The organism is Microbulbifer maximicatervae (SeqCode) (genome assembly GCF_052468095.1).
In genome coordinates this window covers 56,526-80,619 of the sequence record NZ_CP174332.1, presented here as the reverse complement: position 1 = coordinate 80,619, position 24,094 = coordinate 56,526, and the positions used below count along the sequence as shown (strand labels likewise).

At 52.1% G+C, this 24,094-nt stretch carries 22 protein-coding genes; 20 read left to right on the top strand and 2 right to left on the bottom strand.

Annotated elements, in window-relative coordinates; genetic code table 11:
- The first annotated feature begins 26 nt into the window (after positions 1-26).
- From ACJJIL_RS00350 to ACJJIL_RS00300, 11 genes are all read left to right on the top strand, one after another.
- Complete coding sequence (locus ACJJIL_RS00350; protein WP_413663678.1) at positions 27-1,598, top strand: hypothetical protein; 1,572 nt, start codon at positions 27-29, stop codon at positions 1,596-1,598.
- A 12-nt stretch (positions 1,599-1,610) separates the two neighbouring features.
- Positions 1,611-2,609: an FAD:protein FMN transferase gene (locus ACJJIL_RS00345; RefSeq protein ID WP_444911732.1), complete on the top strand. Its 999-nt coding sequence runs from the start codon at positions 1,611-1,613 to the stop codon at positions 2,607-2,609.
- A gap of 116 nt (positions 2,610-2,725) precedes the next feature.
- On the top strand, positions 2,726-3,250 hold the full coding sequence (locus ACJJIL_RS00340) for an AraC family transcriptional regulator (RefSeq protein ID WP_413663680.1): 525 nt from the start codon (positions 2,726-2,728) through the stop codon (positions 3,248-3,250).
- Positions 3,251-3,340: 90 nt separating this feature from the next.
- On the top strand, positions 3,341-5,227 hold the full coding sequence (locus tag ACJJIL_RS00335) for a hypothetical protein (RefSeq protein ID WP_445360908.1): 1,887 nt from the start codon (positions 3,341-3,343) through the stop codon (positions 5,225-5,227).
- Positions 5,220-8,084, top strand: a complete 2,865-nt coding sequence (locus tag ACJJIL_RS00330) for a tetratricopeptide repeat protein (protein ID WP_445360907.1) — start codon at positions 5,220-5,222, stop codon at positions 8,082-8,084. The genes ACJJIL_RS00335 and ACJJIL_RS00330 overlap by 8 nt, the downstream gene beginning before the upstream one ends.
- A complete protein-coding gene (locus ACJJIL_RS00325; RefSeq protein ID WP_413663683.1) occupies positions 8,071-8,718 on the top strand; it encodes a tetratricopeptide repeat protein in 648 nt (215 codons plus the stop codon). The genes ACJJIL_RS00330 and ACJJIL_RS00325 overlap by 14 nt, the downstream gene beginning before the upstream one ends.
- A 2-nt stretch (positions 8,719-8,720) precedes the next feature.
- Entirely contained in the window at positions 8,721-8,990 is a 270-nt protein-coding gene (locus tag ACJJIL_RS00320) for a hypothetical protein (RefSeq protein WP_413663684.1), read from the top strand.
- Positions 8,991-9,183: 193 nt separating this feature from the next.
- On the top strand, positions 9,184-9,849 hold the full coding sequence (locus tag ACJJIL_RS00315; RefSeq protein ID WP_108734861.1) for a MotA/TolQ/ExbB proton channel family protein: 666 nt from the start codon (positions 9,184-9,186) through the stop codon (positions 9,847-9,849).
- An 11-nt stretch (positions 9,850-9,860) separates the two neighbouring features.
- Positions 9,861-10,373, top strand: a complete 513-nt coding sequence (locus ACJJIL_RS00310; protein WP_108734862.1) for a biopolymer transporter ExbD — start codon at positions 9,861-9,863, stop codon at positions 10,371-10,373.
- A gap of 12 nt (positions 10,374-10,385) precedes the next feature.
- Positions 10,386-10,907, top strand: a complete 522-nt coding sequence (locus ACJJIL_RS00305) for an ExbD/TolR family protein (protein WP_444906962.1) — start codon at positions 10,386-10,388, stop codon at positions 10,905-10,907.
- A gap of 1 nt (position 10,908) precedes the next feature.
- The gene (locus ACJJIL_RS00300) at positions 10,909-11,901 is read left to right on the top strand and encodes an AgmX/PglI C-terminal domain-containing protein (RefSeq protein WP_445360906.1); all 993 of its coding nucleotides are present in this window, start codon (positions 10,909-10,911) and stop codon (positions 11,899-11,901) included.
- A gap of 99 nt (positions 11,902-12,000) precedes the next feature.
- Here ACJJIL_RS00300 and ACJJIL_RS00295 read toward each other — a convergent pair whose 3' ends face one another.
- Positions 12,001-12,378 (bottom strand): DUF2237 family protein, encoded by a 378-nt coding sequence (locus ACJJIL_RS00295; protein WP_413663688.1) that lies wholly within the window; start codon positions 12,376-12,378, stop codon positions 12,001-12,003.
- Positions 12,369-12,992 carry a DUF2939 domain-containing protein gene (locus ACJJIL_RS00290; protein WP_444906960.1) on the bottom strand — a complete coding sequence of 208 codons (624 nt, stop codon included), beginning with the start codon at positions 12,990-12,992 and terminating at the stop codon, positions 12,369-12,371. The genes ACJJIL_RS00295 and ACJJIL_RS00290 overlap by 10 nt, the downstream gene beginning before the upstream one ends.
- A gap of 171 nt (positions 12,993-13,163) precedes the next feature.
- On the opposite strand from ACJJIL_RS00290, the gene ACJJIL_RS00285 reads away from it, so the two are divergent.
- The 9 genes from ACJJIL_RS00285 (at position 13,164) to ACJJIL_RS00245 (ending at position 24,032) form a co-directional block, all read left to right on the top strand.
- Entirely contained in the window at positions 13,164-13,910 is a 747-nt protein-coding gene (locus ACJJIL_RS00285) for a DUF2189 domain-containing protein (protein WP_413663690.1), read from the top strand.
- A gap of 27 nt (positions 13,911-13,937) precedes the next feature.
- Positions 13,938-14,621, top strand: coding sequence for an RDD family protein (locus ACJJIL_RS00280; RefSeq protein WP_445360905.1), 684 nt, complete (start codon positions 13,938-13,940; stop codon positions 14,619-14,621).
- Between the two features lie 12 nt (positions 14,622-14,633).
- Positions 14,634-15,608 carry a stage II sporulation protein M gene (locus tag ACJJIL_RS00275; protein WP_413663692.1) on the top strand — a complete coding sequence of 325 codons (975 nt, stop codon included), beginning with the start codon at positions 14,634-14,636 and terminating at the stop codon, positions 15,606-15,608.
- Positions 15,598-17,184 (top strand): DUF4129 domain-containing protein, encoded by a 1,587-nt coding sequence (locus ACJJIL_RS00270; RefSeq protein WP_444906956.1) that lies wholly within the window; start codon positions 15,598-15,600, stop codon positions 17,182-17,184. Before ACJJIL_RS00275 ends, ACJJIL_RS00270 begins: the two co-directional genes overlap by 11 nt.
- On the top strand, positions 17,174-18,484 hold the full coding sequence (locus ACJJIL_RS00265; RefSeq protein WP_445360904.1) for a DUF4350 domain-containing protein: 1,311 nt from the start codon (positions 17,174-17,176) through the stop codon (positions 18,482-18,484). Before ACJJIL_RS00270 ends, ACJJIL_RS00265 begins: the two co-directional genes overlap by 11 nt.
- A complete protein-coding gene (locus tag ACJJIL_RS00260; protein WP_445360903.1) occupies positions 18,481-19,485 on the top strand; it encodes an AAA family ATPase in 1,005 nt (334 codons plus the stop codon). Before ACJJIL_RS00265 ends, ACJJIL_RS00260 begins: the two co-directional genes overlap by 4 nt.
- Positions 19,482-20,879 (top strand): DUF58 domain-containing protein, encoded by a 1,398-nt coding sequence (locus tag ACJJIL_RS00255; protein WP_445360902.1) that lies wholly within the window; start codon positions 19,482-19,484, stop codon positions 20,877-20,879. The genes ACJJIL_RS00260 and ACJJIL_RS00255 overlap by 4 nt, the downstream gene beginning before the upstream one ends.
- Before the next feature lie 328 nt (positions 20,880-21,207).
- Positions 21,208-21,675: a hypothetical protein gene (locus ACJJIL_RS00250; protein WP_445360901.1), complete on the top strand. Its 468-nt coding sequence runs from the start codon at positions 21,208-21,210 to the stop codon at positions 21,673-21,675.
- A gap of 122 nt (positions 21,676-21,797) precedes the next feature.
- The gene (locus ACJJIL_RS00245; RefSeq protein ID WP_445360900.1) at positions 21,798-24,032 is read left to right on the top strand and encodes a TonB-dependent copper receptor; all 2,235 of its coding nucleotides are present in this window, start codon (positions 21,798-21,800) and stop codon (positions 24,030-24,032) included.
- Positions 24,033-24,094 lie beyond the last annotated feature (62 nt).

The window sequence follows — 24,094 nt, the reverse complement described above, 5'->3', positions numbered from 1 at the left end:
CACCGAAAACTATATCCGGGAATATTATGAGCAAGAAAAAACACTTTGATCTGGACCAGCCCCTACGGCACCCGGACCACCACCGCCCGGTAACACGCCGCGACTTTCTCGCTCAAGGCTTCCGAGCGGGCATGGGAACAGTGCTGGGCGGCTCTGTCTTCAGCTTGTTTGCCAATCCCCGCAGTGCCCATGCAGCCCTTTCCTCGGACCTGGAAGCACTGCGAAAAACCAATGGCGGCCCCTGTGACGTCAGTGCATTCGGTGCCGGTAAAATTCCTTTTATTTGTTTCGATCTCGCCGGCGGCGCCAATATCGCAGGCTCCAATGTGCTGGTAGGTAAAGAGGGCGGACAAATGGATTTTCTCGGCACAGCCGGCTACAACAAGCAAGGCCTCCCCGGGGACATGGTTCCCTCCCTCGGTGATGAATTTATCAATACTGACCTGGGTCTCGCCTTCCATAGTGACAGCGGCATGTTGCGAGGCATTCTGGAAAAAATCGCTGCTGGCACAGCATCGGCGACCAACGGTGCGGTTATTCCCGCTCGCTCGGAAAATGACACCGGCAACAACCCACACAATCCCATGTACGGTATTAACCAGGCGGGAGCCAATGGTTCCCTACTGGCCCTGATCGGCTCCAGCTCCAGTGATTCCGGTGGCAACTCCATGGCTCCTTCCGCCATGATCAACCCCGAAGTTCGCCCCACCAAAGTGGATCGCTCTTCCGACGTTACTGGCCTTGTAGATGTAGGAGACCTGGTGGGGCTGCTCAGTCAGGAGGACACTGTCGCAGTGATGGAGTCCATGTACCGCATCTCCGAAGCGAAACTCAGCAACGTAAATACTAAAGTCAGCACCGATGCAGTCATTAAAGACCTGGTGCGTTGCGGCTATATGAAAAGTGCTGACCTGGCTGATCGCTTTGGCAACCCTGCCGATTTAAATCCCGAATCCGATCCTGATATCGTCGGGCCATCCGGTGTTTTTACCAGTTCAGAATTGAGTGGAGACAGAGAGTTCCAAAAGACCGCCTCAGTGATGAAGCTGGTCGTCAATGGATATGCCGGTGCAGGCACTATTACCATGGGTGGCTATGACTACCATACCGGCGACCGCGCCACAGGAGAGATTCGCGATTTGCGCGCTGGGCGCTGTATTGGCGCTTGCCTGGAGTATGCCGCCCGCCGCAACCAGCCCCTGATGATTTACGTTTTTAGTGATGGTTCCGTTTTCTCCAACGGAATGCTGGACGACTCGGTAGAAGGCCGTGGCAAAGGCGTCTGGACTGGCGATGATCAACAGACAGCCGCCTCATTTTTCCTGGTATACAACCCGGCGGGCCGACCACAATTACTCGGTGGCACGGCGGACGAACAGGCGATCCACCAGCAACTCGGCTATATGCGCAGCTCCGGTGATGTAGAAACAACATCCACCCCCGCCGCTAACAACGTCAATTTATTGGTGGAAACTGTAGTACTCAACTATATGGCCCTGCACGGGGAGCAAGGTAATTTCTCAACCTTATTTCCGAATCACGGTCTCGGCGATAGTAACTTACAAGACAGTATGACTGCCTTCGCCCCCATTATTTAACTTGGATAAGTGATGTTCCGCTTTTTTAAATTGCTATTACTGTGTAGTGCCACACTTTGCGCAATTCCTTCGATGGCCGAATGGCACTACGCTGAACGTGCAATTATGGGAACTCAGGTTCGCCTACAACTTTGGCACGAGGACGGCATTGAAGCCGAGCACCTTATTGAAGAGGTCATGGCAGAGTTTCATCGACTTGACGATCAGCTCTCGCCCTATAAGGAAAACAGTGAACTATCACTCGTTAACCGCACAGCTGGCCGGGGAAACGTCAATATTTCTAAAGAGCTCACCAACCTGATTGATAAATCCCTTTGGTTTAGTCAGCTCACCGACGGTGCATTCGATATCAGCTACGCCACCCTGGGCAAGCACTATGATTTTCGCCAGCAGAAACAGGCAGACGCCCAGCTAACGGACTCGTTGTTAGAAGCGTTGAATTACCGTCACTTAAAACTGAATAAAAAGGCCAATACACTCCGTTTTGGCCACGAAAACACAAAAATAGATTTAGGGGGAATTGCCAAAGGCTATGCGGTTGATCGGGCAATTGAGATCCTCAAGCAGGCAGACATTTGCTGCGCCAGTGTCAGTGCCGGTGGCGATTCACGCATGCTGGGAGATAAACAGGGGCAACCCTGGTTAGTGGGTATTCGCCACCCCCGTGAAAAAAGTAAGAATGCTGCGGTTATCCCCCTGCGTGATATTGCTATCTCTACCTCAGGTGATTACGAGCGTTATTTTATTGATGAGCAGCAGGATAGAGTGCACCATATTTTTAATCCATCCACAGGAAAACCCTCGGAAACTTCTGCAAAAGACACTGATAAGTTGATTAGTGTCAGCATTATTGGCCCCCGCGGCTTTGATACCGACCCCCTTTCTACCAGTGTGTTTGTTCTGGGAAAAGAGAAAGGCTTGGCACTTATTAATCGATTGCCCCAATTTGAAGCAGTAGTTATAGATAGTAACCGGAAGTTGTTTTTCAGTCGCGGTTTGGAGAATCTTTGAGTAATCCGTTTTATCTTCATAGAAAATTTGCCAACAAGATCACATCAGATCGTTGATCCCCTGACATAATTTGCGCCGACCAAAGAATAATGCCAATTCCTATCAAAAGGTCTGCCATGAGACGCCCCTTTCAGTGCTTTATTTTATTTATCGGCCTTTTAGGCTCTGCGTTTGTGCAGGCTCAGGAAAGCGATTTCTCTGCGGAGAAATTGGAAGAATTAAAGCGCGATGTACTTAAATTAAACAGGGATTTATTGATTCTTGAAGAAGATTTGCTCTATCCCGCACAGAGCCAAATCGCCTTTTATGTGTCTATGGATGTAGGCCACTATTTTACTTTGGATGCAGTAAAGCTACACATCGATAACAAGTTAAGTGCAAGTCATCTGTATACGGAGCATCAGCGGGAAGCGTTGATTCGCGGTGGTATTCAACCGCTTTACAAAGGCAACCTAAAATCCGGTGATTACACTATTTCTGCTTTTATAACTGGCCTTGGGCCCGAAGGGCGCGAATACAAGCGGGCAGCCAAGTTGGAATTGAATAAAAGTGATGAGCCCGCCGTTATTGAACTGGTTATCTCAGACAACTCCGGAAAACAACAGCCGGAGTTTGAGTTGGTGCAGTGGCCAACGCCCTGATTAGCCATGTACTACCCATCTTTTACCCGCACCCTATCCCTGGCGCTCATCCTTGCCGCAAGTAACCTTTGCGCTCAGGAAGCTGATACTGTGGCCGAAACAAACGGTCCCAGCAATGAGCAGCGAGCCCCACAAAAATACCAAAGGGCTCAAGACCTGGCTTATGGCGCTACGCTTTACGAGTATTTTCAAGGGAATTACTTTGATGCCCTGAGCACACTGCTGGTTGCTCAACAGCGGGATTCAATTCAAATTCACAGGGATAACGCCGCATTGATAGAGGGCGGGATCAGCCTAGGGTTTGGTTTACATAGACGAGCAGCTGAACTTTTTGAACAGCAGAGTAATGTCGAGGCTGCGCCAAAATATCGCCGCACTGCCTGGTTAAAGCTGGCCGAATTAAATTACCTGAACGGTGATTTTGTCAGCGCAGCAGCACACTTGGAAAAGTCAGGGGTTGCCGAGGAGTCCTCTCTACCTCTCAACTTAGCGCTGCGCAATAAAGACCTCACCACGGCTCAAAAATTACTGGAAACCAGCGATTTATACCCTGCGGAAAAGTTATTGGGACATATCAACTTAGGCGCTGCCTTTGCCAGGTCCGGCCAATTGCCTGCAGCAATTCACGAATATCAAGTCGCTGTTGATTTTGCAGAAACAATTGATATTCCTTCATCTGAAATTCCCATACTCATTGATAAAGCCCATATTGGTATGGGGTACGCCCTGGCTCTTGCAGAGCAACACAGCGCAGCTAAAGAAGCCTTTTCCAGGGTTCGCCTCAACACGCCCTGGGCAACTCGCGCACTCCTGGGAATGGCTTGGTCCTCTATCAATGGTGAGGACTACCAAGCGGGCATAGACGCACTGCAATTTTTACTGGATAAACACCGCTACAGTCCCGCCGCACGGGAAGCGATGGTAGCCCTGCCTTATGGTTACGAAAAACTGGAAAATCGCTCTGTAGCCCTCAGAGCATATCAAAGCGCTGAAGCTTATTACCTGGAAACGCTTACTGAGTTACACCAGTTACAACAAGACCTGGCGACGGAACCGCTGGCCTATGATCCTGTTCAGCGCGAGGCTTGGCGCTATGGCTGGTTACAACTAGCCCAGGCCTCTCCCCTATTGCGCGATAACCAGCACTTTCTGCGGCCAATCCTACAAAGTGACCACTTCCAATTGCGGCTCACCGAACTGCGCGATCTGCAGCAGCTCACCCAGGTCCTACAGACCTGGCAAGATAAACTACCCCAATTTGCTGACCTTATCGAAGAGCGTCACCTGCGCCGTACAACGATTATTGATAACTACAATAGCGCCCAGTTTGACCAGCAGTTGCAGATGGCAACACAGCAATATGATCATTTGAGGGCAGCTCTCGAGCATATTGAACAGGAGCGCGACGCACTCACTTTATTGGCGACCACCGCCACTCGAAATGAACAAAGTGAAACCCTCGAATTACTGGAAATTCTCACCGGCGCTCAAGAACGTCTTAAAAAAATCCAGGACAGCGGCAAAGCCAGCCAACAACAAGCAGAAACCCTGGCGAAAGCCCGGGGGATTTTGCTTTGGCAAGCCAGTGAACAGTATCACGAGAAGTTGTGGCAGCAGCAAAAATCCCTACAACTGCTCGAAGATCAGTTACGCAGGGGGCGGGAACAACGCAAGAAAACAGATACCGAAGCACAGCGAGGGCCACAACTGCGCCAACTAGCCTATCGGGTGGTCACCGCCGGTGACGAAATTCCAGCTCAGCAAGCGGCGATTGATCGAGCCAGCGAATTGATTGAAGCCGACCTACGCCGAGAAGTTATCGCCCAGCTGGGTAGGGAGCAGCAGCAAATTCACAATTATATGGCCCACACACGCCTGGCTATCGCACGTCTGCAAGACGCTGAAATGCAGGCGATCCCCACAACCTCTCAGGCTGACAGTGACACGGATAATACCGGGGCCGCAGACAATGAATAACGCCCCGCATCCGGCAGCTGTGTTTACCCTGCGCTCCCTGGCTATTGGTATTTGCTGTGCCCTGACAGCTTGTGGCAATCAACCGGTACAAACCCTGGCTGACCTGCCCCGTGCCAACCCGCCCAGCTCTCAGGAAGAGGCACCGCAAAGTCCGCCCGTGCAAACCGCTATCGCGTTGGAAAACCTAGTGCAAAGTTACCGCACAGCACTGCAGAGCCACGCCGATCCCAAGGTTCGGCAACAAATCCATCTGCGCCTGGCTGACTTGGAAATGGAACGACTGGAGCAAAAACAGTCCGACAATCCGGATACCATTGTCGACTACTCCAGCGCGGTCGATTATTACCAAAGTCTCTCTGCCCAGCGCCCGAAAGATGATTACATTCTCTATCGCTTAGCCCGCGCCAGGGCACTGGATGGGGAAATGCCCGCGGCCTTACAGGCATTGGAAAAGATAGCCGGTAGCGCACCGGACTCACCGTTTATCGGCGAAGTCTTATTCCGCCGTGGCGAGGCGGCATTCAACCGCAAAGACTACCCCAGTGCCGCCCGAGATTTCCGTGCATTGCTCAAGCAGGGGCCGAGTCCATTTACGGATAATGCTCGCTATATGCTGGCTTGGTCAGAATTTAAATCGAGCAATTACCGCGCATCCACAGAAATTTTTCTCCAGTCGCTGGATATTTTGCACAGTGAGGAACAGGGGGAGGAACTCCCTGTTGGGCGGCAGCGCCTGCGTGAAGACAGCCTGCGTGGGCTCGCATTAAACTTCAGCTACCTGGGAGGTGCTGAAGCCATTGAGTCTTTTAACCTCAATGGAGAGCCACGTCCCTATCAGCACCAGCTATACAGTGCACTCGGTACCTGGTATCGGGAAAAAGAGTTGTTCCGCAATAGTGCCGATACCTTTTTACAATTCGTCAATCACTACCCACAAACCCAGCAAGCCCCACAGCTTCATCTTCTCGCCGTTGAAACCTTGCAAGCGGGGAGACTACATAAAGAAGTTCTGCCCACGAAGCGGGACTTTGTGCGTCGCTATGGTGTGAACAGTGATTACTGGCAAGCAGCAGGTAAAACTCAACAACAGGAGTTGGCCAAAACCCTGCAACCATGGCTGTATGAATTGGCCCAGTTTGACCACGCCCGCGCTCAGGAGTTGGCTCAGCAGGTCACAAAACTACCCGCGAATAAGGTGAAAGAACGTCGCCTTGTCAGCGCACAATCACTGGGTGCCTATCGCAGCGCCGCCGCGTTATATCAGGAATACGCGCAGACTTTTCCACAAGATCCACGCACGCCATCCATGGTTTTCCTGATGGCGGAGTGTCTTGAGCAGGCTGCAGATCACCCCGCCGCCTGGCGCGCTTACAGCCAGGTCGCCTGGGAATACCAAGATCCCAAGTATGCTGCCGAAGCCGGCTACGGAGCCATCCTCAGTGCAGCCAGAGTGCATGAACAAACTCCGGATCAAGAGTCGGAACAGAAAATCCTGTGGCTCGATCGCAATATCGAAGCGAGCCTGAAATTTGCACAGAGCTGGCCCCAAGACCCGAGAGCTCTGCCAGTACAGCTGGCCGCTGCCGATAAGTTGTTACAACAATCGCGCTTTGCCGAAGCCATCGCCGCTGCCGAGCACGCCGATCAATGGCAACCGCCAGCCAATAGGCAACAGCAACTAAGTATTGCAATAATACTGGCCCACAGCCATTTTTCCCTGAAGCAATATCCCCAGGCAGAGGCTGCCTATACCCGCGCGCTCGGCTACCAGCCAGACGATAAGCTGCGCAAAGACGCATTGCGCCAATTGCAGTTATCCATCTATCGCCAGGCAGAAATCATTTTGGCCCAGCGCGAGAGTGAGGATGCCGCTCCCAGTGAGGAAGCCCTCAATCACCTGCTGCGTATCCGCGATAGCGGGCGCACAGAGGTTGCGGCCACCGCCCAATATGATGCGATTAATTTTCTTATTCAATTAGGGCAGTGGCAGCGCGCCAGCACAGAACTCGCTGATTTCCGCCAGTTTTATCCCGCGCACACCTTGACGCCGACACTGGCTGCCAAAGCCATCGTTATCTTTGAAGCTCTGGAAATGCCGGCGGCTGCCGCCACAGAATTACTGCAATTAGCCGCTACAGATCCGGATCGGGAAGTTCGCCGTCAATCCCTGTTTATGGCAGCAGAAAACCTGCAAAAAGCCGGTGAATACAACAGGGCTATTGAAAGCTATCGCAACTACAGCAAATTGTGGCCAGAACCCGCCGAGCAACGTCTGGAAGCGCAATTTCAGCTGGTCGAAATCTACGCTCAGACCAAAAAGCCCACCAAGCGGAATTACTGGCTACAACAACTTGCACAGAACTCGCTGCAGTCACCCCGCGGGCGTTACCTGGCCGCTTATTCTCAAAGTGAACTGGCGGAACAAAGTTATGCGAAATTTGCTGAACTGGCACTGCGCTTGCCGTTAAAGACCAGTCTCGCTAATAAAAAGCGGGCCATGCAAACCACCGTGGCGGATTACCGCAAAGTCCTGGAGTTTGGCATCGCAGAATTCACCCCTCAAGCAAACTATCGCCTCGCGGAAGTGTACCGACAGCTCAGCCGTGACCTGATGGACTCACAGCGCCCTAAAAACCTGAACGAGCTGGAATTGGAACAATACGAAATTCTACTGGAGGAACAGGCCTATCCCTTTGAGGAGAAGTCTATAGAGCTTCACGAGGCCAATATCCAGCGCACGGTTGAGGGTATTTACGACGACTGGGTTAAACGCAGCTTCCATTCACTGGGAGAGCTGTTACCCGCACGCTACAAAAAAGAAGAAAAAACCCTGGAGTGGAGTGATGCACTGCACTGAATTTAGCGCCCATAAATTATCTTCAATCGCACGGTTATTCACTACTGCGCTATTGGTTTTTCTACTCTCTGCATGTAGCGGCCTGCAAAAGACGACATCGCCCGCAGATAGTGACGCCGCGCAACAACTGACAGAGAACCCCTACTTGCGGGATGGTAAAAGAGTACCGCAACAGGCCCGTGCGGCAATGGAACTGGCTCGCCAGAATTTTCAGGCAAATGATTTACCTGCGTCTGAATCGCAACTGCTCCAAATTACTGAAAAGTGGCCGGAGCTCTCTGGAGCCTGGCTTAACCTGGCAATCGTGCAACAGTCCGGCGAGAAATACGAGGAATCCGAGCGCAGCTTTCGCCAGGCTATTGCTGTAAACGATAACAATGTATTTGCCTGGAATCGTCTTGCCGCCCTGATGCGTGACCGGGGGCGGTTCGAAGATGCAGAGCAATACTACAACGCCGCCATAGAGCGTTGGCCACACTATGCCGATGCACACCGCAACCTGGGAATCCTCTACGACCTTTACCTGCAACAACCCGAGCGTGCCCTTCAGCATTATATGGCAGCGCAAGATTCCGGTACTGAACAGGATAAATTGCTCAGTGCATGGATACTCGAGCTGGAGCGGAGACTTTAACAATGAAATTATTTTCTAGCCTCATACTGAGCCTGTCTATCTTTGCATACGGCGCAACAGCAGAGGAAATAACAACGCTGGAGTCCACCGTAATTGGCAGTCAGGAACAACCTAAGGTTTTATATATCATTCCCTGGAAGCAAGCCGACAGTTTACAAAGGCTCGACAGCGTTCTGCCGCAAACTTTCTCCTCTGTATTTGAACATCAGGAATATTCTGAATTTCGGCGGGAAATAAAGCTGTTACAAGCTGAACAGGAAAAAACCGATTAGGCTGGCCCAACAAAATTAAAAATAATTTTTTGCGGCGTATGGAAGCGGCACTGCTTAATTTATACAGCGAAGACATGGAACCGCCGCAGCAGGCTTCAACGTCCCGCGGCCCTCTTTATACACCAAGGGTGGGAACTCAATCGCTCTCCCTTTGCACTACAAATTTATAACTTTATCTGTGGAGAATTAAATCATGGAATTCACTCAAGCGATGCTGCGTTTTTTCCAAAATGGCGGACCCTTCATGTACCCAATTGCAGTGGTCCTGGTTATCGGACTGGCAATGGTAGTAGAGCGCTGGATATTTTTATCACGCGCGCGGAATGCCAATAAAAAGGCGTATCAACAAGTATTGCCCATGTTGCAAAAACGCAGCTATCAAAGTGTCTTGCAGCTGGCCCGAGACAACGATGCAGCAATGGGCCGTATCGCCGCAGCGGGCATCAACACTTTGCAATTTGCCAAGCGCGAGGAAAATATTGCCCTGGCTATTGAGGAAGGGATTCTCGAAGCTGTTCCCCGTCTGGAAAAACGCACCAGTTACTTGGCCACTCTCGCTAATATTGCCACTCTGCTGGGCCTACTCGGCACTATTATGGGTCTGATTGCTGCATTTACTGCAGTAGCCAGTGCCGACCCATCTGAAAAAGCGACCATGCTCTCCACCAGTATTTCCGTAGCGATGAACACTACAGCATTCGGTTTGATTTCTGCCATTCCCCTGCTGTTGTTTAACTCAATGCTACAAAATAAAACCAATGAGATTGTCGATAGTTTGCAAATGGCCGGGGTTAAATTCCTTAATCTGCTGACCATGGGACGCCCACAGAAAGCGGAACAACGCACCGCTAACAGCTAAGGGATACCGCCATGCTGAACATAAATATTCGCCGGCGTGGACATGAGGAAGCAGAACTTGATATCACCTCGTTTATGAGTTTGATGACCATTTTGGTTCCAGTGTTACTGCTAAATATGGTGTTTTCCCATATCTCAGTGCTCAAGTTGAATCTGCCGGGTATCAGTGACGGAAGCTCCAGTAGTGTGGAGGAAAACCGCCAGCTCGAACTCGTTTTGCGCACGCAGTATGTCGATATCAATTATCCCGCTGGACAGCGGGTTAAACGCATCCCACACGAGGAAAACTCACCGGATTTCGCCACGATATCTGTCGTTTTACAGCAGATAAAACGGCAGTTGCGGGAAAAATCTATCGACAAAGATGATCTGGTGATCCTGTCAGAAAAGGGAACGCCTTACAAAACTCTGGTCGCCGCCATGGATACTGCACGCAGCTACCGGGCTGTAGTGGCCGCATCTGTTGTTGATGCAGAACTGTTCCCCCAGATATCTCTCGGCGATGCACCGGAGCAGACAAAATAGCGGGGCCAAACTATGAAGATAAATGCAGCCGCAAAACTGCAAGAGCGCAGGCAAAGGCAAAAAAAGCAGCAGTCAAAACTGAACCTGGTATCACTGATGGATATCTTCACCATCCTGGTATTTTTCCTTCTGGTGAACTCAACCAGTGATGTTCAGGTTCTGCAGACTGATAAAACCATAAAACTGCCCAAGTCCACCTCACAACAGAAGCCCGAGGTGACTACTGTAGTGCGGGTCAACAATAAACAGTTGTTTGTCGGGGACCGATTTATCGCCAACATCGATGATATCGATCCCAGCGCAGAGAATATTGAGGCCCTGGTAACAGAGCTTGAATATCGTGCTGAACGAGCGGGAGAGCTGAGCGAAGCCCAGAAAACTCTGGGCCGAGCAGTGACTATTTTAGGTGATGAACAAGTTCCTTATGAATTGCTAAAGCAGATCATGCACACTTGCGCAGCCGCAGACTTCCGCGATATGTCTTTCGCCGTAGAACAAACAGCGCCGGAAGATCCTTCGGGGGTGGAATCCTGATATGAGTACAGCAACCATTAGTTACGCCCCCTGGCAACTACAGGAAACAGTACTTCCCTGGTCCGCCTCGAGAGAGGAGGATCAGCGATTTATCAAATTACTGCGCGGTGGCCTGATAGCCCTGGCCATCAGTGGTATTGCCGTTGCACTGGCGCCAGTACCCGAACTCACCCGGGAGCAGGCCGAAAGGGTACCTCCACAGCTGGCCAAAGTAATTCTGGAAAAAAAGGAATTGCCAAAACCCAAGCCAAAGCCGAAACCCAAAGAGCAAAAGAAGCCCGAGGAAAAGAAAAAGCCCGAAGAGAAACCCAAAAAGAAAGCGGAAACACCCGACAAGCCCAAGCCTGTGGAGAAGCCGCGCAAGGTTGAAAATCCCCCGGTTGCCAAAGTACAGCAGGCCCGGGAGAAAGCGGCCAATAGCGGCCTGAATGCACTCGCCGATGATCTGTTGGATATGCGCGAGAGTTTTAATACATCGGATATTAGCCGGGGCCAGCTCAGCTCGGGGAATGCTACTGCCACTAAAATAGAACGCAGTATGATCGCGGATAAGTCAAAAGCCTCCAGCGGCGGCGTTGCCGCCGGCAGAGTGAGTCGCGATACCGGTGGTGTCTCACTGGCCGGGCGTGAGAACACCCGAGTGCAAAGTACCCAGGCAAAGGGTTCAACCAATGAAGCGGTGGCCAAGGCCAGAGGGCAAAAATCCATACGTACCGACGATTCCATTCGCAGTGTTATGGAAGCCAATAAAGAGGCTATTATTGGAATCTATAACCGTGCGTTGCGCAGGGACCCAACTCTGCAGGGAAGGCTCACCGTACAGTTGGTGATCGCACCGAATGGTGCTATCGCGTCGATCAAATTGGTAGAGAGCGAGCTCAATAACCCGGCACTTGAACGCAAGTTGCTGGCGAGAATCCGCATGATCAATTTTGGTTCTGCCAACGTTGAGAGTACTACCAAGAACTACTCAATCGACTTCCTGCCTTCTTAAGTTCCGAGTAGCTATCTTGTCTGTAGCGTGGCGACACAGGGACGTGCCGCCATTTGAAGGGAGTTAATAGGTGGACAAGAAGCTGATCCACCCAATTAACTAAAGTAAATCCAGCGCATAGCGACGCAATGTTTGCATAGGAATAATTTCCAGCGCCTTCACATGTGTACTCTGTAAAAATACCCGGGGAGCCATATCCAATTTCTCCGCTTCGAGCCAGCGCGCGGCACAGAGACACCAACGATCCCCTTCCTTTAAACCGGGAAAATTAAACTCCTCTACCGGCGTACTCAAGTCATTGCCGCGACTGCGGGAAAATTCCAGGAACTTATCAGTCACGGCAACGCAGACGGTGTGAGAACCGAGATCCTCTTTACAGGTGTTACAGCAGCCATCGCGAAAGAAGCCTGTCTTCGGGTCCAGGCTACAAGGCACCAGTGGATCGCCAAAGACGTTGACTGAATTTTCTATCTCCATTCCTGACTCTCTCCACTTTTATCACCAATTAGCTGGATATCCACCAGTTGCCAGCGCAGACCATTGCGTTGCATCAACAGACGCAATTCAGGGCGGCCATGCTCACCATATTCAACACTCAGATGATTGAGGTCGGTAAAATGCCACCCCATGCGCTGCCAGGAATCTTCATCTTCTTCCGCTGCAGAAGTCTCATTCCCGGAAATATCCGGTGTTTCACTACCCTGTCGATAAATTTCCCGCTGAAATGCCTCCAGATCCTCTCCCCCACGAAGAAGGTCGGCAATGCCCTCAGGAGTAATAAACTGTTGTAAAAGTGGATCCATAAAGAAATTTGCACCAGCACTGAGTAATTCATCAAATTCCTGAGGAATAGAATTACTTAGGGAGTTCCTAAGTTGCTGCTGTATGCGGATCTTTAAATTGTCACGTAAAACAGGAAAATCGACATAATGCTCTAACGTGTCGATACTCTCAGTTCTAACCTGCGGCTGATCGGATTTAGCCATTTTCGCCGCACGTTGCAATTGCTCGATGGAATAAAACGGCAAGGCGACATATCCAGCGGCAATCAATACCAAAACCAGACCGCTCATCCACAGTATTTTTTTCATCAATTCTATTCCTTAGTCACTCTCCGGGGATTTTATGCTGAGAAAGATGTATCACCTAATTTGCCGATGTATTGGCGTGGCATTGTTCGCCACTCCCGCCTATGAGATATTCCCCTCCCAAGACTCTGCACCCCATAAATAATCTAAATCTCAATAAGGACAGCTAACAGGATGAGTGACATCTATACGGCACCAAAAGCCGATTTGGCAAGTACGCGGGAAATGGAGGAATTCGGCTCTGTAGAGAAGGGGATTGCAGGGGACTATTCGTTTTCTCTCGGTGAAGCCCTCAGTGAAGGGTGGCAATTATCACTAAGCAATATGGGAACTATATGGCTTAGTTTTATTCTTTACGCACTGGGCGCATCCGCAATAATGCTCATCCTAGCGGCATTAATGTGGGGTTCTATATCATCGGCTGCTGGTTTATCAGGCATGCTATTCCTAGTCATCTTAGCGCCTATCGCCGTAATAGTGATCGTTGCCCCTCTTATGGCAGGTTCTATGATGGTAAGTATAAAGATTGCCAGAGGAGAAAAAACCAGCGCCACCGAGGTATTCTCCTATTTCGATAAAATCGTGCCCCTTGGCCTGGCAATGTTTTTATTATATTTCCTCGTTTCGATTGGCTTTTACCTGTTACTTATTCCCGGTATCTATCTTTCAGTCGCCTATATGATGGCCCTGCCGCTTATCGTAGATCACAACCTGGGTCCCTGGCAGGCTATGGAGGCTTCACGTAAAGCCATCACCAAAAACTGGTTCGCCTTTTTTGGCCTTTTGCTGGTAATGATGGTCATTTACGTTGCAGGCAGCCTTCTATTCCTCATAGGATTAATATTCGCCCTTCCCTGGATTTTTGCGACTTACGGCGTTGCTTACCGTCAGGTCTTCGGCGCCCCCACTCAAAACACATAATCGGTTCTACCAAACAGGAGCGGTGGCTTGCTGGATACCACCTATAACGTCGAAACACCCGAGGGGATTGATTTGCGCGCGCGGGCCGCTGGGCCCGTGCCACGTATCCTTGCGTATGCAGTGGATGTGTTTTATCGATCATTGATATTGGCTGCGATCGGCTTTGCGTTGCTATTTGCCGGCTTTGCCGGTGCGGGTATCTGGCTCGTCTGCGCCTTTCTTCTCGAGTGGTTTTACCCGGTGTTTTTTGAAGTTTTGCGGAACGGCCAGACACCGGGCAAAAAGGCCTTTGGCCTAATGGTGGTCAACGACAACCTTACGCCGGTATCCTGGGGAGCATCCATCGTTCGCAACCTGCTACGCTTTGCGGATTTTATGCCATTTGCCTACGCCACTGGCGTAATAAGCATGACACTGGGGCGTCACTTCCAGCGCCTTGGCGACCTGGCAGCAGCCACCCTGGTGGTCTATCGCGAAGAGGAAAAGGCACCTGTTGCCCTGCCGGATACCACCCCGCTCCCACCACCACAAAACCTTCGCCAGCAAGACCAACAGGCACTGGTTAGCCTTTTGGAGCGCCACCAGGATTTAAGCGAAGCGCGTCAGCAAGAGCTCGCCAATCTGCTCGAACCGATTACCCGAAAAAAGGACAGCGATGCCTTGAGCTACCTGCGCTCCGTGGGCAGTTGGCTACTCGGTGGCAGGGGATAGGCAGAGGTACCTATGAAGCAGAGAGACTTTGAGAATCGCTACCGCGACAGCTGGGAGCAATTAGAAGCCTGGCTCAAAGCGGATCGGAACAAGTCCGAAGTTGCGGCCCTGGACCTACCCGTCGCCTACCGCAACCTTTGCCAGCAGCTGGCAATGGCAAAGGAGCGGCAATATACCAACCGCCTGATAGACCACCTCAACCAGCTGGTTATGGCGGCACATCACCGTGTCTACCGCCAGGAAACCTTGCGCCGCAAGGGATGGTTGCACTATTTGTTGGCAGGTTTTCCCCAAGCCGTGCGCGCTAATAGCCGCGCAGTACTGCTGGCATCCGCTTTGTTTTTAATACCTGGCCTGATCCTGGGAGTCGGCACTTACAACAACGATGCCCTGGTGTACGCAGTAATGTCACCGGAACAGGTTATGGGTTTTGAATCCATGTATGATCCGGGCAACCGGGTACTGGGCCGCGAGCGCGGCTCTGATACCGACCTGTTCATGTTCGGTTTTTATATCAAAAACAATATTGGCATCGCCTTTCGCACCTTTGCCGGCGGTGTACTGTTTGGCCTGGGCTCAATTTTCTTCCTGGTGTTTAACGGCATCTATATTGGCGCAGCGTTTGGGCATATCACCCGGGTGGGCTTTGTCTCCACCTTCTACCCATTTGTGATTGGCCACGGCGCCTTTGAGTTGACCGCCATAGTACTGGCGGGAGCAGCGGGCCTGATATTGGGACGCTCTCTAGTGGATCCGGGCCAACACCGGCGCACGGTCGCACTGCGCCTGGCCGCTGTCGAAGCAATGAAGATTATGTACGGCACTTTCCTGATGCTGGTGATTGCCGCTTTCCTTGAAGCCTTCTGGTCCTCCAGTGCCAGCACACCGATTGCGATCAAGCTCGGGGTAGGCGCCCTGTTTTGGGTACTGGTCTTTGCGTACTTTATCCTGGCGGGACGCAGGGAGGGCGCAACTCATGCAAATTAAGAATCTGGCAGTGCGAGCCCGCTTGCGCTCTCCCTGGGAGTCTGTCGATCTCGGTATCGCCCTGGCACGAAAATACTGGTGGCAACTTTTTATAGTCTACCTGTTGCCTGCAGCACCGCTATTTGCTTTGTGTTATTGGCTGTTTCCAGAGTCACCAACGCTCTCCATCTTATTTATTTGGTGGCTGAAACCCGTATTTGATCGGCTGCCCCTGTTTATGATCAGCCGCGCATTATTTGGCTCACCGGTATCCATTGGTGAGGCATTGAAGCATTTCTTTAGCCAGAATCGTCGCGACTGGTTTATGTGGCTTACCCTCCGTCGGCTGAGCCCCACACGCTCTTTCGATATGCCAGTCACCGTGCTGGAGCAATCCACAGGTAAGGCCCGTACCTCGCGCCTTGGGGTACTGCACCGCAAACACTCTGGGGCCGCCACCTGGCTAACACTAACGCTTTACCATATTGAGATATTTCTACTTGCCGCATTAAGTGTGATGGCATTTCTGTTTATCCCTGAACAGTATTCCGATGGGATCGATTGGATCCCTCTGCTCCAAGGGGATACTCAATGGCTGGAATGGATATATAACGGACTCTACCTGTTTGTTATGGCAGCAGTAGCCCCCTTCTATATCGTTAGCGGATTTTGCCTTTATATTGGCCGTCGTATTGAGTTGGAAGGCTGGGATATAGAAATCCAGTTTCGGGACCTGCTGGAACGCCAGCAGCGTGAACAGGAGTCCCACCGCAGAAGAAAACCAAGCACTGCTGCGCTAATCCTGATCTGCGGGCTCACCTTTGGCTCATTAATTCCAGCGCCCCCCGCCAGCGCCGCATCTTTGGAAACCCCGCAGCAGGCCCAAGAGCATATTGACGAAATCCTCGCTGGCGATGAATTTCATCAAATGAAAGAGATCAGTGGTTGGCGCAAAAAAGACAAATCTGAAACAGAAGCCGTCAAAGAAAAGTTCCCCGAGTGGTTAATTAACTTTATCGAATGGCTTTTTGAGAACTCTAAAGATACGCCTGAAGTTGACGATGAAGTTAAATGGGGCCCAACAATTGCGAAAATCCTGGAGCTGCTGCTTTGGATTGGCTTGGTATTCGGCCTGGGCTATCTGCTTTGGAGACATCACGATAAAATTCTTCAGAGCTTGAAATGGCAGCCTAAGCCAAAGAAAAAGCAGCCCGTCCCCGAAACCCTATTCGGCCTGGATGTACGCCAATCGAGTCTGCCCGATGACGTTTGCGCGGAGGTCATGCGCCTGTGGACAGAGGGAGACAAGCGAGCCAGTTTGGGACTATTGTACCGCGCCACCCTCTCTCACCTGATTGAAGACTTCGAGTTTTATTTTGGCGATCACCTTACCGAAAGTGAATGCGCACAGCTGGTACAAGTAAGGCAACAGGAGCCGAATGAAGTACAGCGCCCAGTAAGTCCCGCCCTGAGTCAATTTGTACAAGAGCTTACTGCAAACTGGCAGCAGCTTGCCTATGCCCACCGGCCGCCAAAAGAGGCTCAGGTAAGCTCACTTTGTAGCCAATGGCAGGAGGAATTTGGCAATGACCGCTAAGAGAATTCTGTTGGCAGCCCTAGTCATAAGTGGCGTGGCACTTGTATGGCTATTCCTCACTTTCTACGAGCGCTACTCCAAGGAGATCGACAGCGGCTGGAGCATGGAAGCCAGACGAAATCCCTACCTGGCAGCAGAAAGATACCTCACCGATATCCAACTGGCGCCGCATCAGGCAGATAATATATCTGTACTCCAAGGCCTTTCCTCCGATGCCACCCTGTTTATCAACAGCTCCAGCCAGGTCTATAACCCCACCAAGGCCCAAGAACTTCTAGAGTGGGTCGAGCGCGGTGGCCACGCCATCGTTGTAGCCTATACCGGCAACTTCGACAGCGACTCCGGGCGCAGTGAAAACCGCGATTGGCTACTTGAGTCCATGGACGTCTCTATCGAAGAGGGGCACAACAAGTTCGAACTGCAAGAAACCCTGGAGCAACTGCTCGGGGAGGATGCGGTACTCGAGCCTGAGCAGAGCCCCGCTGATGCCATGCGGGAGCACAATCGCAAACTGGACGAAGGCGAAACGGAAGATGAGCCGAAGGAACAAGAGGAGCCTCGCAACCCCGATGTGTCAGAAGAGGATCTGGTAACCCTGCCTGTTGAGGGCGGCAGCGAAATACAGCTATACCTCGGTGCCAGCCACCTGCTCTACCACCCTTCGTTTAATGACGAGACTATCGACGGTGGGCCTGTTTTCTGGGCTAAGGTACGACGCGATGATGTCGGCGTACCGTTTATGCAGTTCGAGCGCGGCAACGGTGTGATTACCTTGATGACTGACAGTACCCTGTGGCAGTCCCAGCGTATTGGCCACTTCGATCACGCCTATTTCTTACAATTGCTGGCCGGCGAAGGAGAGTTTGTCTTTCTCACCCGCCCCCGCTTTGAAACCCTTTCTAAGGTTGCTCGTCAATACGCTGCAGAGTTTTTTCTCGCCGGCGCACTGGCCTTACTCGCTTGGCTATTACTACACGGGCGCCGCTTCGGCCCCTTGCAGCCGGAGCCAGAAGTGTCCCGCCGTTCTCTGCTAGAACATATATCCGCCTGCGGCCATTACTACTGGCAGGACGACCAGGGGGAAACCCTTCTGCGCGGCCATCGGGAAGAACTTCTACGTCGCCTTGGCGCCACCCATATCAACGCCACTAAAAAACGCAAACTGTGCGACAAGCTCTGTGCCTCCACCGGTATGGATGAACGGCTAATAGTTGAAACCCTGTGGGGCAAGCCCCCCACAACCGAAGAAACATTTACTGAACACATGCGTAATCTGCAGCGAATTGAGGCAGTCCTATGAACGAGACCACCCTTCAACCAGAACAACAAACCACGGGGCTGTCACCTGACTGGCAGGCTGCGTCCGCCAAACTTCAGATACTGCGCAACAATATCAACCGGTTGCTGATTGGCCAGGAGCAGGTGGTTGACCAGGTACTCGTAGCTCTGCTGGCTTCTGGCCACGTACTGCTCGAAGGTGTACCCGGACTCGGCAAAACCCTTCTGGTGCGCACCCTGGCCAACTGCTTTGGCGGCAATTTCCGCCGCATCCAGTTTACCCCGGATTTGATGCCCGCCGACGTTACCGGCCACGCCATGTACAACATGGGAGAGAGCCGCTTTGAGGTGCGTCGCGGGCCGGTATTTACCAACCTGCTGCTGGCGGATGAAATCAACCGCGCCCCCGCCAAAACCCAGGCCGCCCTGCTGGAAGTGATGCAGGAGAAGCAGGTCACTATCGACGGCCAGGCACTGAAAGTACCCAGCCCATTTATGGTACTCGCCACTCAAAACCCCATCGAGCAGGAAGGTACCTACCCGCTGCCAGAGGCGGAACTGGACCGATTCCTGCTAAAAGTCCTCATCGATTACCCCAGCCTCGAAGCGGAACTGAAATTGGCCGCCGCCGCCAGCAGTGGCCGAATTGAGCGCAGCCTGCAGGAAAAGCTGGCCGGGGAAGTTACTGTCGAGGGATTGCAGCAACTTCAGGCCCTGGTGCCCCAGGTGGGCTTGGACGAACAGGTATTGAATTACGCCGTGCGGCTGGTGCGCGCCACCCGCCAATCACCGCAGCTGCGCAGCCCTGCCGGCCCACGCGCCAGTATCGGCCTGCTGCAAGCAGCTCGCGCCAATGCGCTGTTACAGGGACGGGAATTTGTACTGCCGGATGATATCAAGGCCATGGCCATCCCGGTAATGCGCCACCGTATCGGCCTATCTCCAGATATGGAAATTGACGGTGAAACTGCTGACACGGCGCTGGCAATGATTATCGACAGTGTTGAGGCGCCGCGACTGTGACACAGACTGTAGCTGCAACAGAGCAACAGGCAGCACCAGCACAAAGCGGTCGCTCCGGCCCGAGTCCGCGCCTGGTCAAACTGCTCGGCTACTGGTGCCTGGCAGCTCTGGCAATTACAGCAGCGCGAATTTGGTTTCCGCAAGCCAGCTCATTTATCGGCAACCTTTGGTGGGGAGCGAGTGCCCTGTTAATCAGTGCCACCCTGCTGGACTATCTCACCGGTTGCCGTGTAACCGGTCTGCAGGGGCTGCGGCGATTGCCAGGCAACCTGGCCCTGGGCGTACGCAATACTGCGCGGCTAAAACTTCACAATACCGGCCCACGCCCACTATTACTCCAGGTTTCCGACTCAATCCCACAGCAACTGGGATCGACAGGGCTACCGCGCTCCGCACAACTTAACCCGGACCAGGAAATCACCATCGAGTACGATCTGGTACCCCGCCGCCGCGGCAGCGCCTCTTTCGGACGAATCGAGGTACTGGCCAACTCTCCCTGGGGACTCTGGCAGACAAGGGTATGGCTGGGACAGGAGCAGACCGTCAAGGTCTACCCCAATTTTCTCGGTATCTCCTCGCTGCAATCTCTCTCCACCGAACAGAGCCTGCGCCTGATGGGGTTGCACCAGCAGCAGCGTCGCGGTGAGGGCATGGACTTCCGCCAACTGCGGGAATACCGCCAGGGAGACAGCCAGCGACAGGTGGACTGGCGAGCGAGCTCACGGCTGCGCAAACTGATCAGCCGTGAATACCAGGACGAACGCGACCAGGAAATTATTTATATGCTGGATTGCGGCCGCCGGATGCGCGCTAAAGACGGCGAGCTGAGCCACTTTGACCACGCACTCAATGGCTTGCTACTTTCAGCTTATGTCGCCATCAAACAGGGGGACGCGGTCGGCTTGCAGGCATTTGCTGCGGCACAGGAGAGCAGTGGTGGACAGCTGCCTCCAGTAAAAGGCGAAAGTGCGATCAACCTACTGTTGAATAATGTCTACGACCTCCACTCTGGCACCAGTAGCGCAGATTACACTAGCGCCGCACAACAGCTGATGGCCCACCACAAGCGCCGTGCCCTGGTAATCCTGATTACCAACTTGCGCGATGAAGATAGTGATGAACTCCTAGCCGCAGTCAAATTGCTGTCGCGCAATCACCTGGTGATGATTGCCAGTCTGCGGGAGACTTCTGTGGACAAATTGCTGCAACAGCCGATTCAGAACTTTGATAGTGCAGTAAACAGCGCAGCAGCGAGGGACTTCCTGCGCCGCAGGGAGCAATTACTTCAGCATTTGCAGGCACACAATGTCATAGTGGTTGACTCGAGGCCGGAGCTTTTGCACCAGTCTCTGGTAGAGGCCTATTGGCGCCTAAAGCGCAGCGGCAGAATCTGAATCGTCAAATTCACCGAGTGGGGACTCTCCGAGCCCCCACTATTTAAACCTTCTCTATAACCTTCCCACTACTCGCAATAATCCAGGGCTGTCCGGGAACTCTCCCCAATCCCGGGAATCTCTTATTGAGCGCGCTACCTCCTGGAACCTTTAGCTTCCAGCAAAATTAGATTTATTTTTAGAATGCGCTGACGAAAAGAAATTAAATTCCAACAAAACCTGATAAAGCTCAATTTACCTCGTATTAGTTCGCAAAAGTTAACTTGGGGCAGTGGCACTTTGCTGTATCACCCGTTAACCTCTTGTTACTCATCTCCGGGTATTTAAAATGGGCCCGGGCAAAGTACAGACCTTCTTATTTATGAGCGGTAAGCGCACCACCCAATACTATTCCCGTCTGTCCCAGTGGCAGGCGCTATTGCTATTGCTGGTATTTCTCAGCGCGCGAGGCCTGGTTCCTGCCGGTTTTATGCCGGCAGATTTTGCAGCGGGAACGCCCTATGGGCTCTGCCATGGCGATAGTCGCAGCGCATTATTGCTCAATGCCCTCAAAGCGAATTCCCACAGCGATCATCACGGCGACCTCTCTTCAAGCCACAACCACGATACGCTTACCGCTCACTCATTTGCCGATAACCATTGTAATTTTTCCGCCGCTGCCAGTATTGCCAGCGCACCAACAACAGAACTGGAAATAGTCCTAACCGGTTTTACTCAACCGCCCTCTTATCCGGCTTTTTTCCACGTTATCTCTAACGCTTACAGCCGCCCACTGATTCGCGCCCCCCCAGTTTAATTCCTTTTTTATTCCAACATCATCACTCCGCAGTTCGCTGTGGACCGCCAGTCTCATTGCTGTCTTAACATTTTCAGCGCTTTGGGTCTTGCCAAAATACGACCACTTTTTCAGGTGGGGATATGTCGCGTGCGCCAAATATTACTCAGGCCTGCGCGCTCACTGCTGCGTGTTCGAAACGCCAGCGAAAAGGATTGAAAACCATGCATCAGAGCATCAACGCAAAAATTTTTCTGAAAAAACCTCTCAGCCTGGCACTCGCTGCCTGCTGTACCTTTTCAGCACATCTCGCAGCGGAAGAATCCGAAGAGCCAGAACCATTAAAAGATAGTGAAATGGAACAAATGGTGGTTACTGGGGTAAAGACTGAACTCCCCCTCAACCTGGTAACCGACCCGAAAAAACCCCGTCAGCCATTACCTGCCAATGACGGCGCCGACTACCTGAAAACAATTCCGGGATTTTCCGTAGTGCGTAAAGGCGGTACCAGTGGCGATCCGATGCTTCGCGGAATGGGGGGCTCGCGCCTGGGAATGGTAGTGGATGGAGAAACAATGGCGGGTGGTTGTCCCAGCCGAATGGACCCACCTACAGCCTATATTTTTCCCGAGGCAATGGACGAAATTGAAGTTATTAAAGGGCCACAGAGCGTCCTCTATGGCCCGGGAAATTCCGCCGGCGTAGTTGTATTTAATCAGCAGCAGGAACGCCCCACTGAAAGCGACTGGAATATGCATGCGAGCCTGCTCGGCGCCAGTGCCGAGCGTCGCGATGGTCTATTCGATATCTCCTATAGTTCGCCGCAGTTTTCTATCCGCAGCTCCTCGACCTCGGCATCTGCGGACGACTACGAAGACGGGGATGGCAATGAGGTAAATTCCAGTTATGAGCGCTGGAGCAGCCAGGTCAATTTGGCCTGGACACCCAGCGACGATACCCGGGTCGAGTTTGATACTGCATTTAGCGATGGTGAAGCTGCCTATGCAGATCGGGGAGTCGACGGTTCCAAGTTTGCCCGTGAGAGCCACAAAGCGAAATATGTCCGCAGCAATATCAGTAGCTGGCTCGACTCAATTGAGCTCCAGGCCTACTACAACTATATCGACCACATCATGGATAACTACAGCCTGCGCGAGCTATCCAGCACCGCTACCCCCATGGTCATGAATCTCGATAGTGAGACCACAGGTATCAAGATGGCTCTGGTGTTTACGCCTATGGACGATGTGGAATTGACCAGTGGAATTGATGCCCGGGAAAATCGCCACACCGGCCGCTCGACCATGAACCAGTCCAACATGGACTACCGGAATATGAAGCGAGAGGCCGATGCCGAATTTAGCCAGCTGGGGTTATTTTCTGAGATCAGCTGGCAAGTCGCAGCCAATCAACGCTGGATCGCCGGTGCACGAGTGGATGATTGGGAAGTAAAAGACCTTCGCGATGAAGTTGCTCTATCCATGATGTCCTCAGTGGATAACCCCACTGGGGGAGAAACTCGCTCAGAGCTATTGAGCAGCGGCTTCCTGCGCTATGAATATGGTCTCGAGAGTGACCCCAATAGTTCTGCCACACTCTTTGCCGGGCTCGGCTACACTGAGCGCTTCCCCGATTATTGGGAAATTTTCTCCTACGAGACAGCTGACTCCTACAGCGCACTGGATATCGAATCAGAAAAGACCACCCAGCTGGATATCGGCTATATCTATCGCGGTGAAAAACACTCTGCCAGTGTCTCCGGATTCGTCAATCAGATTGATGACTACCTGATGATTGAGAAGGATTACGAAAAAGCGGCAGTAATGAGTAGCATGGACTCTATGGGTAGTATGAATATGGATGGTATGGACTCCTCCGATACTCGCACTACCTCCATTGTCAGAAACATCCAGGCGCGCTCCTGGGGTTTGGAGTTTGACTCCTCATATCAGCTCAACGAGCAGTGGCGCACTGAATTCACCGTAACATCTGTTCGCGGTGCCAACGAAACCGATGGCACTACCTTGGCACAACTGCCGCCTCTGGAGGGCCGCCTGGGACTCTACTATGAACAGGCCCAGTGGTCAGCAGGTGTTTTATGGCGCGCTATCGCAAGCCAGGACCGGGTGGATATCGGCAAAGGCAATATTGTTGGTCAGGATATTGGTGCAACCGACTCTGCCAACGTCGTTTCCATCAATGCCGGCTGGAAACCCAGTAAAAGTGTACTGGTGACTACCGGTATCGATAATCTATTCGATGAGACTTACGCTGAACATATCAGTCGCTCTGGAGCCAATATTATTGGTTTCGATCAATTGACTCGGGTTAACGAACCGGGACGCACTTTCTGGCTGAAAGCCATTTATCGAATTTAAAAGCTATTGGGGCCTCAGGGCCCCTTTTCCATTCTCTAAAAAAATCAGTATTTAATTAAGAA

Coding starts and splice junctions, on each gene's coding strand:
- ACJJIL_RS00350 (WP_413663678.1), top strand. CDS start 27: ATGAGCAAGAAAAAACACTTTGATCTGGACCAGCCCCTACGGCACCCG.
- ACJJIL_RS00345 (WP_444911732.1), top strand. CDS start 1,611: ATGTTCCGCTTTTTTAAATTGCTATTACTGTGTAGTGCCACACTTTGC.
- ACJJIL_RS00340 (WP_413663680.1), top strand. CDS start 2,726: ATGAGACGCCCCTTTCAGTGCTTTATTTTATTTATCGGCCTTTTAGGC.
- ACJJIL_RS00330 (WP_445360907.1), top strand. CDS start 5,220: ATGAATAACGCCCCGCATCCGGCAGCTGTGTTTACCCTGCGCTCCCTG.
- ACJJIL_RS00325 (WP_413663683.1), top strand. CDS start 8,071: ATGCACTGCACTGAATTTAGCGCCCATAAATTATCTTCAATCGCACGG.
- ACJJIL_RS00320 (WP_413663684.1), top strand. CDS start 8,721: ATGAAATTATTTTCTAGCCTCATACTGAGCCTGTCTATCTTTGCATAC.
- ACJJIL_RS00315 (WP_108734861.1), top strand. CDS start 9,184: ATGGAATTCACTCAAGCGATGCTGCGTTTTTTCCAAAATGGCGGACCC.
- ACJJIL_RS00310 (WP_108734862.1), top strand. CDS start 9,861: ATGCTGAACATAAATATTCGCCGGCGTGGACATGAGGAAGCAGAACTT.
- ACJJIL_RS00305 (WP_444906962.1), top strand. CDS start 10,386: ATGAAGATAAATGCAGCCGCAAAACTGCAAGAGCGCAGGCAAAGGCAA.
- ACJJIL_RS00300 (WP_445360906.1), top strand. CDS start 10,909: ATGAGTACAGCAACCATTAGTTACGCCCCCTGGCAACTACAGGAAACA.
- ACJJIL_RS00295 (WP_413663688.1), bottom strand. CDS start 12,378: ATGGAGATAGAAAATTCAGTCAACGTCTTTGGCGATCCACTGGTGCCT.
- ACJJIL_RS00290 (WP_444906960.1), bottom strand. CDS start 12,992: ATGAAAAAAATACTGTGGATGAGCGGTCTGGTTTTGGTATTGATTGCC.
- ACJJIL_RS00285 (WP_413663690.1), top strand. CDS start 13,164: ATGAGTGACATCTATACGGCACCAAAAGCCGATTTGGCAAGTACGCGG.
- ACJJIL_RS00275 (WP_413663692.1), top strand. CDS start 14,634: ATGAAGCAGAGAGACTTTGAGAATCGCTACCGCGACAGCTGGGAGCAA.
- ACJJIL_RS00270 (WP_444906956.1), top strand. CDS start 15,598: ATGCAAATTAAGAATCTGGCAGTGCGAGCCCGCTTGCGCTCTCCCTGG.
- ACJJIL_RS00265 (WP_445360904.1), top strand. CDS start 17,174: ATGACCGCTAAGAGAATTCTGTTGGCAGCCCTAGTCATAAGTGGCGTG.
- ACJJIL_RS00260 (WP_445360903.1), top strand. CDS start 18,481: ATGAACGAGACCACCCTTCAACCAGAACAACAAACCACGGGGCTGTCA.
- ACJJIL_RS00250 (WP_445360901.1), top strand. CDS start 21,208: ATGGGCCCGGGCAAAGTACAGACCTTCTTATTTATGAGCGGTAAGCGC.
- ACJJIL_RS00245 (WP_445360900.1), top strand. CDS start 21,798: ATGTCGCGTGCGCCAAATATTACTCAGGCCTGCGCGCTCACTGCTGCG.